15 protein-coding genes are annotated in these 14471 nt (G+C 58.2%); 8 read left to right on the forward strand and 7 right to left on the reverse strand.

The window, feature by feature from the left end; translation table 11 throughout:
* The first annotated feature begins 35 nt into the window (after positions 1-35).
* From ACIQU2_RS01000 to ACIQU2_RS01015, 4 genes are all read left to right on the forward strand, one after another.
* Entirely contained in the window at positions 36-302 is a 267-nt protein-coding gene (locus tag ACIQU2_RS01000; protein WP_347803877.1) for a ParD-like family protein, read from the forward strand.
* Entirely contained in the window at positions 299-1090 is a 792-nt protein-coding gene (map, locus tag ACIQU2_RS01005) for a type I methionyl aminopeptidase (RefSeq protein ID WP_403137797.1), read from the forward strand. The genes ACIQU2_RS01000 and map overlap by 4 nt, the downstream gene beginning before the upstream one ends.
* 157 nt (positions 1091-1247) lie before the next feature.
* On the forward strand, positions 1248-2261 hold the full coding sequence (locus tag ACIQU2_RS01010) for a GlxA family transcriptional regulator (protein WP_403137799.1): 1014 nt from the start codon (positions 1248-1250) through the stop codon (positions 2259-2261).
* 768 nt (positions 2262-3029) lie between these two features.
* On the forward strand, positions 3030-3905 hold the full coding sequence (locus tag ACIQU2_RS01015) for an alpha/beta fold hydrolase (RefSeq protein WP_403137801.1): 876 nt from the start codon (positions 3030-3032) through the stop codon (positions 3903-3905).
* On the opposite strand, the gene ACIQU2_RS01020 is transcribed toward ACIQU2_RS01015, so the two are convergent.
* From ACIQU2_RS01020 to ACIQU2_RS01040, 5 genes are all read right to left on the reverse strand, one after another.
* On the reverse strand, positions 3879-4646 hold the full coding sequence (locus ACIQU2_RS01020) for a metallophosphoesterase (RefSeq protein ID WP_347803873.1): 768 nt from the start codon (positions 4644-4646) through the stop codon (positions 3879-3881). The two genes, ACIQU2_RS01015 and ACIQU2_RS01020, sit on opposite strands and share 27 nt — an antisense overlap.
* Positions 4647-4709: 63 nt before the next feature.
* Positions 4710-5183, reverse strand: coding sequence for a GNAT family N-acetyltransferase (locus tag ACIQU2_RS01025; RefSeq protein WP_403137803.1), 474 nt, complete (start codon positions 5181-5183; stop codon positions 4710-4712).
* Between the two features lie 85 nt (positions 5184-5268).
* Positions 5269-5655 carry a DUF488 family protein gene (locus ACIQU2_RS01030; protein WP_347803871.1) on the reverse strand — a complete coding sequence of 129 codons (387 nt, stop codon included), beginning with the start codon at positions 5653-5655 and terminating at the stop codon, positions 5269-5271.
* A gap of 16 nt (positions 5656-5671) precedes the next feature.
* A complete protein-coding gene (gene pcsA, locus ACIQU2_RS01035; RefSeq protein ID WP_347803870.1) occupies positions 5672-6388 on the reverse strand; it encodes a phosphatidylcholine synthase in 717 nt (238 codons plus the stop codon).
* A 246-nt stretch (positions 6389-6634) separates the two neighbouring features.
* Entirely contained in the window at positions 6635-7060 is a 426-nt protein-coding gene (locus tag ACIQU2_RS01040; RefSeq protein ID WP_347803869.1) for a GNAT family N-acetyltransferase, read from the reverse strand.
* 166 nt (positions 7061-7226) lie between these two features.
* On the opposite strand from ACIQU2_RS01040, the gene ACIQU2_RS01045 reads away from it, so the two are divergent.
* Complete coding sequence (locus ACIQU2_RS01045; protein WP_347803868.1) at positions 7227-7967, forward strand: tellurite resistance TerB family protein; 741 nt, start codon at positions 7227-7229, stop codon at positions 7965-7967.
* A gap of 70 nt (positions 7968-8037) precedes the next feature.
* Here ACIQU2_RS01045 and ACIQU2_RS01050 read toward each other — a convergent pair whose 3' ends face one another.
* Entirely contained in the window at positions 8038-8481 is a 444-nt protein-coding gene (locus tag ACIQU2_RS01050; RefSeq protein ID WP_347803867.1) for a cupin domain-containing protein, read from the reverse strand.
* A gap of 194 nt (positions 8482-8675) precedes the next feature.
* On the opposite strand from ACIQU2_RS01050, the gene ACIQU2_RS01055 reads away from it, so the two are divergent.
* Genes ACIQU2_RS01055 through ligD form a run of 3 tightly spaced genes read left to right on the forward strand, consistent with a single transcriptional unit; the run spans position 8676 to position 13655 of the window.
* Positions 8676-10061 (forward strand): iron-containing redox enzyme family protein, encoded by a 1386-nt coding sequence (locus ACIQU2_RS01055; protein WP_347803866.1) that lies wholly within the window; start codon positions 8676-8678, stop codon positions 10059-10061.
* 10 nt (positions 10062-10071) lie between these two features.
* A complete protein-coding gene (locus tag ACIQU2_RS01060) occupies positions 10072-11067 on the forward strand; it encodes a methyltransferase (RefSeq protein WP_403137810.1) in 996 nt (331 codons plus the stop codon).
* Positions 11064-13655, forward strand: a complete 2592-nt coding sequence (gene ligD / locus ACIQU2_RS01065) for a DNA ligase D (RefSeq protein ID WP_403137811.1) — start codon at positions 11064-11066, stop codon at positions 13653-13655. Before ACIQU2_RS01060 ends, ligD begins: the two co-directional genes overlap by 4 nt.
* A 117-nt stretch (positions 13656-13772) precedes the next feature.
* Here ligD and ACIQU2_RS01070 read toward each other — a convergent pair whose 3' ends face one another.
* Positions 13773-14447 (reverse strand): DUF3313 domain-containing protein, encoded by a 675-nt coding sequence (locus ACIQU2_RS01070; protein WP_403137814.1) that lies wholly within the window; start codon positions 14445-14447, stop codon positions 13773-13775.
* Between the last annotated feature and the right edge of the window lie 24 nt (positions 14448-14471).

Consider the following 14471-nt stretch of genomic DNA (forward strand, 5'->3'; position numbering starts at 1 on the left):
ATACGATCCATATACATTTCATATTGGATTGATCAGTGGGTATCGTAAAAATTTCAGAAGCCATGCACGAGAATCTGCGCGTCGCCAGCGATGCGTTGAGTCGCTCGATCAACGCACAAGCCGAGCACTGGATGCGCATCGGGATGCTTGCGGAGTTACATCCCAACCTGGACCATAGCGACATCTGCCGCTTGCTGATTCGTGCCGAACTGGCTGGCGGCCTCGATGTAAAACAGCTATGCGCACTCGCCGATTTTTCGCAAAGCGCCCAGGTTGATGCAGCATCAGGAGCCAAGCAATGAAGGCCAATGTCACGCTCAATACCCCGGCAGAAATAGCCATGTCTCGTGCTGCGGGTACGCTGGCCGCCGAGGTCCTGGCCATGATTGCTCCGCATGTCAAAGCGGGGGTCACCACCGACGAACTCGATCAGCTCTGCCACGACTACATCGTCAACGTGCAGAAAGCCATTCCGGGCAATGTCGGCTATCACGGCTTCCCGAAAACCGTGTGTACATCGGTCAACCAAGTGGTCTGCCATGGGATTCCTTCGGCAACGCCACTAAAGGATGGCGACATCGTGAATATCGACATTGCCGTTATCAAGGAGGGTTGGTACGGCGACACCAGCCGCATGTACTTCGTGGGTGAGCCCGGCCCGGATGCCCGACGTCTGGCAGAGACGACCTATGAAGCGATGTGTGCCGGTATTCGCGTCGTCCGCCCCGGCGCTACCCTGGGTGACATTGGCCATGCCATTCAGACGGTGGCCGAAAGAGACGGATTCAGCGTCGTGCGTGAATACTGCGGTCACGGTATCGGCAAGATTTATCACGATGAGCCGCAGGTGCTTCACTATGGCTATCCAGGCCAGGGCCTGAAACTGAAAGCCGGCATGATCTTCACCATTGAACCCATGTTGAACGCTGGCAAACGCCATGTGAAAACGCTGGCTGATGGCTGGACCGTGGTCACCAAGGACCACTCACTCTCTGCTCAGTGGGAGCATATGGTCGCGGTCACTGACGACGGCTTCGAGGTTCTGACCCGTTGGCCCGATAGTGTCGATGGGTATCCGGCCATCGTTTAGGTGCAGCTTGCGAGTGATACAACGCTACGTCACGGCTTTCAGCTGGCCTGATCAATCGCAAAATGGCGCTAGTGGTTTTGAAACTTCTACAGTTAGCATTGAGGTTTATCAACGCACCCAACGACAGGTTGGGTAACGTAACCGAGTAGGCCGAACATTGATCGAGCGACGCCAATTCAGCGGAGGCATGAAGGGGAAAAATCTCCGCTATCTGAATGAGAACCCCAACGAGAAAACTCAAATGGTTCGGGCAGGATTTCTGTTGCTTGAGCATTTCTCGCTGCCCGCATTCACGCAAGCACTGGATACGATTGTCACCGCGAATCTTCTGCGACCCGGGTTGTTCTCTTCCCGAACGTTCGGCTTGACCGATGAGGAAGTCATCAGTGACCTGGGCCTGGTCATTCGGCCGGATACCCGTTTCGATGGCTCAACGATCCAGGACCTGGATCTTCTGGTCATTTGTGGCGGCTACAGGACAGAACTCAAAGCGACGGATGAACTCATCTCTCTGTTGAGGGCTGCATCAGACTTGGGCGTCAGTCTGGCCGGGTTGTGGAATGGCGCATGGTTCCTGGGGAGGGCAGGCTTGCTTGACGGATATCGTTGCGCGATTCATCCCGAACATCGACCCGCACTCGCGGAAATCTCCAAGGCGACGCATGTCACCAGTGAGCCCTACGTCATCGATCGAGACCGGCTCACGGCTTCCAGTCCCTCGGGGGCGTTCCACATGGCGTTGGACTGGATCAAAGGGCTGCACGACAAAGCACTTGTCGAGGGTATCGAGGACATCCTGGCTTTCGAGGAGTCACGTTATCGGCGAATAAAACCGACTGAAAATGTCTGCGTGAGTGCGCCATTACGCGAGGTGGTGAAGCTGATGGATGCCAACCTCGAAGAGCCTCTGGAGTTGGAGCAGTTGGCCGTTTACGCAGGCCGCTCGCGTCGACAACTCGAGCGCTTGTTCAAGGAGCAACTGGGCACAACGCCGCAACGGTATTACATGGAATTGCGGATTACCGAAGCGCGTCGGCTGCTCCAGCACACAGAGCTGTCCCAGGTGGACGTGTTGGTTGCGTGTGGCTTTGTATCGCCCAGCCACTTCAGCAAGTGCTATAGCTCGTACTTCGGATACAGGCCTTCCAAGGAAACGCGTCTCGTCAAATAGAACGGCTTTTTGAGTCGATGCTTACTCGTGATTTGTGCAGATTTACGCCGTCATCATTCAGTAGTTTTGAGGAAGCCAAAACGTCCGTTTTCGACTCTTTGCCCCAACCTTGGGGTAATTCCTGAAAGTGGGGCGGTCTGTCGTCTAGATGCTTACCACAATCAACACACTGTTCAGGTCCTGCATAAACGCCATGATCGTCGCCAGGCTTGCGGTCAGCATCAGCACCAGCGGTCGCCTACCAAGCCCTATCAGGCATAAACATTCGAAATTCCGCAAAGATAGCCAGGTACCGCAAAAGATGCCAAAGCAAGGCCTGGGCCAATAGTCAAGTATTTCGACGAGACCGATGACTCGGGGGCGTCACCCGGGAAGTGATCCCCGAACATGGGATAGCGGCCCGCGCAGCTTTCGCGCGTCGCCTCGTCTTGGGTGACATCGTTCGACCATCACGACGTCTTCGACGCAATAACTCGTCTGCGTTCTTGCAGACGAGGAAATCCCTGCTTAACTCTGAACACATGGTCAGTCAGTGACTCATTGGTCACGGTCGCCATCCGAGCACCCTCGCGCTGTTGTTGCTTGTCCGTGTTGCCAGATTAAGCCCGAGGAGGCCTATGCGTTGACGCTTGAAAATCACCCTGAGTTATTAATGTATTGGCCTGACACTTCACTGTCAGGTCCACGTGTACTGCTATCTGCGATAGGGCCCTGTGGGCATCCCAAACGCTGTGCGCTTAGTCCAATGGGTTCAAGGAAGAAAATGTCATGATGCCGAAAACTGCCATCGTCGAGATCTGCGGGAAGTACAAGGTTTACACCGAGCACTATCTCAACACTGCCGCTGACAAGACCATCATTCTGGTCAACGGCTCACTGGCAACGACCGCATCTTTTGCCCAAACGGTGCGTTACCTGCAGCCGCGATTCAATGTAGTTCTCTACGACCAGCCCTACGCCGGTCAGTCGAAGCAACACAACCTCCACGGCCAACCGATCCGAAAGGAAGACGAGGCCGCGATACTGCTGGATTTAATCGAACACTTTGGTGCGCACCATGTGCTGTCCTTTTCCTGGGGCGGTGCGGCTACCTTGCTGGCGCTGGCTCAGCGGCCGCGACGAATCGAGAAGGCGGTGATCAATTCATTCGCAGCGCGTATCAATACGCCGATGCGCGATTACCTGGAGCACGGCATGAACCATCTCCAGGCTTGCGACCGCCTCAATGTCGGTCACTTGATCAACAGCACGATCGGCAAGCACCTGCCATCGCTGTTCAAACGCTTTAATGACCGCCATGTCAGAAGCCTGGCCGAGCACGAGTACAGGCAGATGCATTTCCACGTCAATGAGGTGCTGACCCAAGACACCCATTGCTATGTCGCCTGTGCCGCTGCCATCGAAATACCGCTGCTGTTTGTCAACGGCGAATGGGATGAGTACACCTCGGCCGAAGACGCCCGGCTGTTCGCCGATCATGCGTCTCAGTCCCGGTTCCATACCATCAAGAATGCCGGGCACTTCCTCGATTTGGAACATCCGGCGGCCTGGCATGACACCCGGCAGGCTTTGCTCGGTTTTCTGGACCCAGCTTCCAGGAGGCAGGGCCGTGTTGCCTCAGATATCCAGGTCAATCACGTATGAGCCATTAAATTCCGGATTTTCATTAATGCCATTTTTTGCATAGCCCCGGGCGTTGCAAATGACACGAGTTTTGCCCACTTGGTAGTCAAAGCTCCCATGGGTATGGCCATGCAGCCAAAGTGCCGGCTGCCAGACGTTGATCCGGTCTTCGAGGTTTGAAACAAAACTCGCGTTAATCGGCGAATTCTCAAACAGCAGGCCTATGCTCAACCGTGTCGGTGCAAAATGCGAAACCACCACCGTGGGAGTGGTTTTGTCGCGGGAGAAGCAGTCTTCCAACCAGGCGACTGTCTGTAAAAAAACCAGTTGGGAAACTGCCGGGCTGAACAGATCTGGAAAATCTGGTGCGATTTTTATGTGGGTGAAGTCCCGCATGAGCTTCGTAGCCAGATCAACACCCTGTGCCCGATCCTCTGCAGAATCGAAAAGCCGATAGTCAGACCACAGCGTGCAACCCAAGAACCGCACGCCGTTGTGGAGATACTCCGAGCGTTCCAATACGTGGATCTGTGTACCTTCCGACAACCTGTTCAAGTGCTGGTAGGTAGAGATCAAGTCGCTGCCATAAAACTCGTGATTCCCTGCCACGTACACGATCGGAACAGGGCACGATTTGGCCCACTCGATGGCCGTAGCCGGTCGGGAGATGTCTCCGGCGAGGACGACAAGATCGGCATCCACATCGGGAAAAGGTAACGCGTTGACGGACAAGTGGATGTCTGACAGCAAGGCGATGCGCATCGATCAACTCCTACTTATTTTGGATGGTAACGAGAACAGCTCAATGACGGACATTCGCTGGCGTCAGTTTGTGTAGTCGACAACGGGCCTCAAACGCCGCTCCATAATGATCGTGCGCTCGACCCCGTGAAATTCGTCGCGAACTTTTCGATAACCCAGCTTGAAGTAAAAGGCTTCTGCGGTGATGGAGGAGGGAACGCGCAGTACCTCGATTTTTGCTTCTTGGGCGACAGATTGAATCGTTGCCATCAACTGCCTGCCGAGTCCGCCCCCCTGATGGCTTGGGTCAACGAATACGCTGCGCACAACGTTTTGGTCAAGGCTGGCCGTGGCGACTACACGCTTATCGATGGTGGCGACAAAGACCTGGCGTTGGCTCAACAAGGCGCGGATGGCCTCGGTAGAAAAGCTTTTCTCTACCTGGGTGATGACGTCGGGCGGGTAGTCCAGGGCATTGGACTGGCGCAGCGATTGAATGATGACCTGGCTGATGGCTGCCGCATCGTCAGGGGTGGCGAGTCGAATCTGGTTATTCATTTTTAAGACCTCGATCCTTGTGTCCTTACCAAAATCCTTTAGTCCGATCTTGAGCGGTCAATGTCGCAATAGCCTGCGCCAGCGACTATTTGAGCTGCGCACCACGCGCCTCTAACAGCGCCCGCAATACCGACCGATGGCAATGCGCTTCATCTTCGCAATAACAGCCAATGGCCAGTGACGTTTGGTGGGACAACGCCGCCAACAAATCGAGCAACTGGCTGGGCGCCGGGTGGTTCATTTCGGTCTTGAACTTGCGCTTGAAGGCTTCCCACGCCTTGGCGTCTTCTGCCGCTTTGGCTTCTGCGACCAGTTCGGCACTGGGAGACAGCAACGGCTGCCACACGTCATAAAAATCCCGACTGGCAAACTCGGCTTTCGGCACGCCACGCGGCGGGCGACGCACCGTGCCCAGGCGCAGGCCTTCATTGGCTGCGCGCGGTGAACCGAGGCGCACGATATGGATGGGCACGCTCTACATTCCTTTATTACCGCGAGTTTTCGAACCACTCCAGCGCCGTGCGCCAGATGCAGATCCCCAGGAAGTAAGCCGACATCAGCAGCCAAAGCCCCATCACCAGTGGATTGATCACCGGATGGTTGACCACCAGCGACAAGCTGCACAGCAGCCAGATTGCCGTTACCGCGATGTTGATCGGCATGAACTTGCGCACGCGGAACGGGTGGAGGAACTTCATCCGGGTCACGGTCAACAGCGCCAGGCCGATGATGGTGAGAAAGGTGATCCACGGCGACGGGGCGATGATGTACAGGCACAGGGCGACCACGTTCCAGGCGGCGGGGAAGCCCTGGAAGTAGTTGTCCTTGCTCTTCATGTTGACGTTGCAGAAGCAAAACAGCGACGAGACCAGAATCAGCGACACGGACAGCAGCAGCGTGTAGTCCGGCAAGGGGATGTAACGATAAATGAACAGCGCGGGGATAAACACGTACGTCAGGTAGTCGATGACCAGATCGAGGATCGAGCCATCGAAACTTGGCAGCACCGACTGGACATTGACCTTGCGTGCCAACGCACCATCCAGCCCATCGACGATCAGGGCGACGCCCAGCCACAGCAGGCAGTTTGCGGCCTGGTTTTCCAGCAGGGCGAGGGTCGCGAGGAAGGCAGTGACCACGCCGGTGGCGGTAAAACCATGGGCGCCCCATGCTTTGAGCCTGGCGATGTGTAGGGTCGATATCACGGGGGCGTTCTCCAGAAAGTGAAGCAAGCCTGTTATCACCCCTTCAATTGGGGGTGTCGGCAAACCAAGTCAGGTTGCATGTATCGACCGGGTATCCGGGGATAAGGTTCACCATCTGTAAATCTTAGCTGGGCCGCAAAAAAATACCCCGGATAAATCCGGGGTGTTAAATGAAACATCGGCACAGGCGATACCTTTTACCCAAACGCAGTAATCGGCGGATTGACCTTGTACAGACTGGCTCATTCACAGCGCCCTGCTCATGAACACCCGACTCGTGCCTGGCGGGTCGCAAGGCACTTCCCCGAAGCGCTGCCAGCCGTGTTTTTCATAGAACTGCGGGGCCTGGAAACTGAGGGTATAGAGCACCGCCGAGCGGCAACCGCGACGACGGCCTTCGTCCTCGTACGCTTTAAGCAGTCGAGAACCAAGCCCGGAGCCGCGCAGTGACTCGGGCAAGTAGAACAGATCAAGAAACAGCAGTCCGAGCGACGTACGCCCGGTGATACCGCCCAGCACTTGATGTGTGTCCGGATCGCGGACCGTGACCGCCAGCGACTGGCGGTCGTTGACTCCGGTCATCTGATCATTGAAGGCACTCAGCCCGGCGCTGAGTACTTGCTCGACTTCAGGTTCGATGACGTCGCTGACGACAATCAGATGGCGGTCCATGTGTTCGTTGATCCTGTGGAGGTTTGCGAGGGTGGAACACTCGCAGCCGAGGGTCATCGGGGTCAAGTGCGATAAGGGTTTCCCGTCAGCCAAACGGTGGTGGCGCATTTGTCGGCGAGGACTATCGTTGCCTGACTGGATCACTCCAACCGATGAGGACATCGTCATGAACACCAGCGATCTGCTCGAACAATTACTAAGGGCCGGCCAAGGCTCAATGTCGCAACAGGGTGGCGGTGGCGCGTCGGCTCAAGGTGGTCTCGGCGGACTCGGGGGATTGCTCGGTGGCCTGTTGGGCGGTGGTGCCGGTTCAAGCGCCGGGGGCGGTGGCCTGGGTGGTTTGCTCGGTGGTCTGCTGGGCGGTGGCTCCGCCATGGGCGGTTCGACCCAGACCCGCTCGACCCAGACTCGGTCGGGTGGCGGCACCAACTACGCGGCGCTGGCTTCGCTCGGAATGATGGCATTCCAGGCCTATCAAGCCTGGCAACGCAGCCAGGCCTCGGCGCCGCAGCAGGCACCGCGCACTGTCGACCTGTTGTCCGGCCCGGAAGTCGAGGACCACAGCCGCGCGATTCTTCGTGCATTGATTGCGGCGGCGAAGGCCGATGGCCGGATTGATGACGCCGAGAAGCAGATGATCAGCACCGAAATCGGCCGCCACACCGACGACCCAGAGCTCCAGCAATGGCTGGACGATGAAGTCGCGCGGCCACTGGACGCCGCCGATGTGGCGCAGTCGGCCACGGATTCCGGCATGGCGGCGGAGATGTACCTGGCCAGTGTGATGCTGGTGGACGATCAGCAGGACGCCGAACGCAGCTATCTGGATGAACTGGCTGCGGCGCTGAGTATCGATCCGCAGCTGCAAGTGCATCTGGAGCAACAGGCCAAAGGTGGTGTGGCCTGATGATCGTTCCCGCGCTCCACTCTGCGTGGGAACGATCATAATCAGCTGAAGCCTTGGGCTCTACCGGGTTTCAGGCGTTATTCGGCACCAGAAACGTAACGCCGAAGCTCTCGGCGATTGCCAGTATCCGCGGCAAATCCTGCGGCACTTTGAGCTGATCCACCGCGGCAAAGAACTGACCACCGCGCGGATCAGAGACCACGCCGATCATCTTTGCCGTCGCGCTGATGTTCTTGTAAGCATGAACAGTCCCAGCAGGAATATGCACATAACCCCCGGGGAAAACGGTGGTGGCCTTGCCCGCAACCGTCACTTCCACCTGCCCGTCAATGACGTAGAACGCTTCGTCCCAAGGGTGAAAGTGCGGAGGCGGCCCGCCGCCTTGCACGCCTTCCTGGATATGCATTTCAAAAGGTTTGCTCAGATCCCCGCCCGCGAGAATGGTGATGGCCTCACCCACGACATTGACCGGGTCGGGGGTTTTTTCGGGCTCGATGACATGAACCGTTCGCATGATTGCTCTCCGAAGGGTGTGTCTACACTCGCTGAGTATATTCACTTGATCTGGCGCCGGGTGCCGCGACACAAGCCCGTCTGTCCGGGCGATTTCAACGCCGATGGAATTTTCTTCGGGGGGTGTCGCTCTGCTGATGTAGAGACGTGCTGATTCAGCGTCCTGCCACTGGCCTCAGACCGAGAGACGACCCCATGACTGCCCTGACACGACTTGAATCCCAGCCGGCCCACCAACGCGCGATCCTGACCGCCGGCAGCCTGAAACCTATCTACGAACAGTTATTGCTGAGCGACGATATCGAGCACCAGCGTGCACTTGGTCAATCCTTTCTCGAGGCTCAACTTGCGCACGCAACGGACCTGCCTGAGGACATGCCGCGAGACCTGTCGGCGTTGCAAACCTTTGTCGAACAGCACTGCGCCGACGTGGCACGCCAATACGCCGACTACCTGCAAAAGCGCAAGGACGGGGCGCCACGGCAGTTCTTCACTAACAAGGCGCACGCGTTGTTTTTCCTGCAAGCCGTTGCCCCGACCAAACTGGTGGACGGCGCGTGGCTGTATGGCCTGCTGCGGCACTGGCATGACCCTCGTTTTGAAGGGCTGATTTGCACCTACCTGGAAGAGCTGGGCGACGGCAACCCGGCGCAAAATCATGTGGTGATCTACCGCAAGCTGCTCGCCGAACATGGCTTGCAGGACAACGCGTTCATCCCGGACAAGCGTTACCTGCAAGGCGCGGTGCAATTGGCGCTGGGTTATTGCAGCGACGATTTTTTGCCGGAAGTGATCGGCTACAACCTCGGTTATGAACAACTGCCGCTGCATTTGCTGATCAGCGCCTATGAACTCAGCGAGCTGGGCATCGATCCGTATTACTTCACCCTGCACGTGACCATCGACAATGCCAGCACCGGCCACGCGCAAAAGGCCGTGCAATCGGTGCTGCAATTGTTGCCGGTGGAAGCCGACCGTGAAGACTTTCTGCGCAGGGTTGCGCTGGGTTATCGGCTCAACGATCTGGGGCAGGGCAGTCGCGCGATCATCGAGTCGTTCGACCTGTACGGCGAGTTGCTGAGCATGCTTGAGCGCAAGCGCCCGTTTGGTCAGCACATGCATTCCGACTATTGCCGATTTGAAGGCAAGACCGTCAATCAATGGTTGTCGTCGCCGGAGCAGTTGCCAGGCTTTCTCAGCGCGATGGAAAACAAGGGCTGGATCAAGCGTCACCAGGACCCGCAAGCCAGCCGTTTCTGGCAATTGGTCGATGGCAACGGCGCGGCCATGTTCGGGGTGTTCAGCCCCTACGAAAAACAACTGCTGCACGACTGGATTGCCGGGGACTGGCGACCTGAGCGAGCGCCGGCCGCGGTTCGACGCGGTAGCAGTGCCGCGACCGAACCACTAGTGCCCGTCAATGACCCGGATGTCCAAAGCCTGCACGCTACACTTAAAGGGCTTGCCGCCGACGAGCAAATGCAGGTCTTGATTCCGTGGTTGTCCGCCCATCGGCACGCCCATCCCGCTGGCCTGATGGCCACGCGACGGTTCATCGAACTCAAATCCGGTTTTCGATAGGGAGCCCTTCATGAATCAGGAAGAACACCTTAGCGCCGCCGATCTGGCTCTGCTGCAACTGGGGCGCCGCTTGCAGGCCGACGGTTACCGTTTCATCACGCCAACGCCGCTGACCCATCAACGGGTCAATGATCGCGTATTCGGGCAAAGCGCTCGGACCCTGCGCGAAGTATTCGGCTGGTCGCGGCCGTTTGAGCCCGGTCTGTTGTCGGTGGATGAGCAGCGGCAGTTGCAACAGGCAGGTGTCCTCGAGGAATGCAATGGTCGACTGAAAAGTCATGTGCGCTGGTCAAGCCTCGATGATCTGTTGTTCGTGCATTCGGGTTACCCCACTGATGCCGCTGACGCGGTGTTCTTCGGCCCCGACACTTATCGTTTTGCACAACTGATTCACGCTCATCTGCAACAGAGCTTCGCGCCGATCAGGCGCGCCGTGGACATTGGTTGCGGCGCTGGCGTCGGAGCGATTGTGATTGCCCGCGCCCGCCGTGAGGCCGAAGTACTGGCCGTCGACATCAACCCGTTGGCGTTACGCATGACCGCAGTCAATACCGCGCTCGCCGAGGTGGCTAACGTCAGCATCGAGGCCAGCGATGTGCTGCAAGACGTCGACGGCCACTTTGACCTGATCGTCGCCAATCCGCCCTACATGGCCGACCCGGCCGAGCGTGCTTACCGGCATGGCGGCGGCGCGCTGGGCGCGCAATTGTCGTTGCGTATTGTCGAGCAAGCCCTGTATCGGTTGGCCCCCGGTGGGTCCCTGGTGCTGTACACCGGCGTGGCGATGATCGATGGCCTCGATCCTTTTCTGGACGCGGTGACGCCGCGCCTGGAATCGCCGATGTTCGGCTGGACTTACCACGAACTCGACCCCGATGTGTTCGGTGAAGAACTGTTGACCCCTGGCTATCAGCGGGTGGAACGCATTGCCGTCGTCGCTCTGATCGTCACGCGCATCGGCCCAGGCATCGGGGGAACCGTTACGTCGTCCGCAGGTGCGCCATGACCAGGAGCCTGGACGATTACAATCGCATGCGCGATTTCTCGGCGACCTCTGAACCGGCCGCCGATAAACGTTCGGGCAAAAAAACCGCGAAAGACCATGCCTTGCAGTTCTGCATCCAGAAGCACGACGCCTCGCGCCTGCATTACGACTTTCGCCTGGAGCTCGATGGCGCACTGAAAAGCTGGGCGGTGCCCAAAGGCCCGTCACTGGATCCAACGGTCAAGCGCCTGGCGGTCCACGTCGAGGACCATCCGATTGATTACGCAACCTTCGAGGGCAGCATTCCCGAAGGGCATTACGGTGCCGGCGACGTGATCGTCTGGGACCGGGGGGTGTGGATTCCTCAGGACGATCCGGTCAAGGCGTACGCCAAGGGCAAGCTTAAATTCGAGCTAAAGGGCGAGAAGCTCGGCGGCCTGTGGAACCTGGTGCGCACGCACCTGCCAGGCAAGCAGGAGCAATGGTTTTTGATCAAGCATCAGGACGGCGCGGCCAAACCCGAAAGCGATTACGACGTGGTCGCCGCCGAGCCCGACAGTGTGCTCAGTGACCGGACCATCGTTGCCAAAAAGCCGAAGGCCGCTACCAAACCCAAATCCATCAAAAAACCCGCTACCCCGGCGCGCAAGGAAAAACCGGCGCCATTGACGGGCGCCCGCAAAGCCAAATTGCCGGAGGGACTCAAACCGGAACTGGCGACGCTGGTCGAAAAGGCCCCGGGCGGGGAGTGGAGCTATGAAATCAAGTTCGACGGCTATCGGATCATGGCCCGCATCGACCACGACGAGGTCAAACTGTTCACCCGCAACGGTCACGACTGGACCCATAAATTGCCCAGACAAGCCGAGGCGTTGGCGGCGCTAGGCCTCGAATCCGCCTGGCTCGACGGGGAAATGGTGGTCGCCGATGAGCAGGGCGTGCCGGACTTTCAGGCCTTGCAAAACGCCTTCGACTCAGGCCGCAGCGGCAACATCGTCTACTACCTGTTCGACATGCCTTACCTCAACGGCGTGGACCTGTGCGAAGTGCCTGTCGAGGAGCGAAGGGTTGCGCTGTCGACAGTACTCAACCCCAACAAAGACCGGCTGCTGCGCTTCTCCGATGCCTTTAGCGAAGAACCGGAAGCGTTGCTAAACAGCGCCTGCCAAATGCAGATGGAGGGGCTGATCGGCAAACGTCTGGGCTCGCCTTACGTGTCGCGACGCAGCAGCGACTGGATAAAGCTCAAGTGCAAGCATCGGCAGGAATTTGTGGTCGTCGGTTTCACCGACCCGAAAGGCTCGCGCAATGCCTTCGGTGCGCTGCTGCTGGGGTTGCATGACCGCGACAGCGGTGAGTTGCGTTACGCGGGTAAGGTCGGCACCGGGTTCAACGAGACGACGCTCAAGCGCATCTACGAGCAACTGAAACCGCTGCAAACCAAAAAGATTTCGGTGGTCAATCCGCCGAGCGGTTTTGACGCCAAGGGTGTGCACTGGCTCAAGCCCACGCTGCTGGCGGAGGTCGCTTTTGCCGAAATGACCAAAGAAGGTTCAGTTCGTCATGCGGTGTTCCATGGCCTGCGTGACGACAAACCTGCCGAAGACATTACCGAGGAGCGTCCGAAAGCCGTGAAGACTTCAGCCGCGAAAAAAAACACTGCCGAAAAACCTTCCACCCCTGCCAAAAAGAAAGCCGCACCCGCGCCCTCACAAATCGGCCTGGGCGAGGGCAAGGTCCGAATCACCCATCCAGACCGGGTGATCGACGCCAGTAGCGGCACCACCAAAGTGCAACTGGCGGAGTATTACGCCAGCGTCGCCGAATGGATTTTGCCCGAGCTCAAGGACCGGCCCGTGGCGCTGGTGCGCGCCCCGGACGGCATCGCCGGCGAACTGTTTTTCCAGAAGAACGCCGAGCGCCTGGCCATTCCGGGGATCACCACCCTGGACAAGGCACTCACCGGGCAACCGGTGATGATCATCAACAACGCCGAAGCCCTGATCGGCGCCGTGCAGATGAGCACCGTTGAGCTGCACACCTGGAACGCCACCTCGGACAACCTCGACAAACCCGACCGCTTCGTCCTCGACCTCGACCCGGACCCGGCGCTGCCCTGGAAAAGCATGGTCGAAGCCACCCAGCTGACCCTCTCGGTACTCGATGAACTGGGGCTCAAGGCGTTCCTCAAGACCAGCGGCGGCAAAGGGATTCACTTGGTGGTACCACTGACTCGCAAGCTGGGTTGGGATGAGGTGAAAGACTTCAGCCACGCGATTGTCAGCCACATGGCCAAGTTGCTGCCGGAGCGTTTTTCCGCCGTGTCGGGACCGAAGAACCGGGTCGGGCGGATCTTCATCGATTACCTGCGTAACGGCCTTGGCGCCACGACCATCTGCGCCTACGCCGTGCGCACCCGCGAAGGGCTGCCGGTGTCAGTGCCGATCTTTCGCGAAGAGGTGGGCGAGCTCAAGGGTGGCAATCAGTGGAACGTGCACACTGTGCATGGACGCCTGGCCGAGGTCGGTGATGAACCTTGGGCCGACCTGAAGAAAACCCGGCAGTCGATCACCGCCGAAATGCGGCGGCGGGTTGGGATGAAGAAGTAGCGGTTGGGGTGAACACGATAGGTGTAGGAGCTGGCGAAGCCTGCGATCTTGGCGATAGTGGTTACACCGACAACATCAAGATCAAAAGATCGCAGCCTGCGGCAGCTCCTACAGGGGTTACTTGATGAACGCCTGTAGGTCACTGGTCAGCTTGTCGATCGCCACTTTGAAATCCTTGGTGGTGATCTTCTGGCTGGCGTTTGACAGGGTGCTGCCAAAGACTTTTCGCACCACTTTCGCCACGGTCTGGTTGTTGCTGGCGTCGATAAACTCGGCCTCGATGAACAGTGTGGTGTCCTGATCGCGGTGACCACTGGCAGCGGCAACACCTCCCACGACGGCGGCAACCGGAACCACTTCATACCACTTCATGCCTTCGTTTTCGGCATTCACCCCGGTGATCGCCGCGCGCATGATCAAGGTTTTTGAACCGGCCGGCGCTGATTTTGCGCTCGACACCACCTGATACTTCTGGTCCAGCACGCCTTTGGCCTTGCTGGTCATGTAGCTCTGCAACTCGTCCAGGGTTTGCTGGTTCACCCGCTCAGTGGGCTTGGGTGCCGGGTAGAGCTCCAGCTTGTTGAAGGCCACGGTGTTATAGGCATCTGGGTTCCAGGACGGACTCACCCAGCGCATGGCTGTTTCGCCGCTGGTGGTGGTGACCTGCTGCAAGTTGTTGTAGTTGGACAGGAAGCCGGAATACTGCTCACGCTCGGTGACTTTCGAGGTGCAACCGCCGAGCAGCAGGCTGGCCAGCGCAGCGCCAATAAACAGTTTTCGGGACAGGTTCATTGTGGTGAGTGCTCCATGGATTGA

This window comes from Pseudomonas sp. NPDC098740, from assembly GCF_044760065.1.
Classification (GTDB): domain Bacteria; phylum Pseudomonadota; class Gammaproteobacteria; order Pseudomonadales; family Pseudomonadaceae; genus Aquipseudomonas; species Aquipseudomonas rossensis.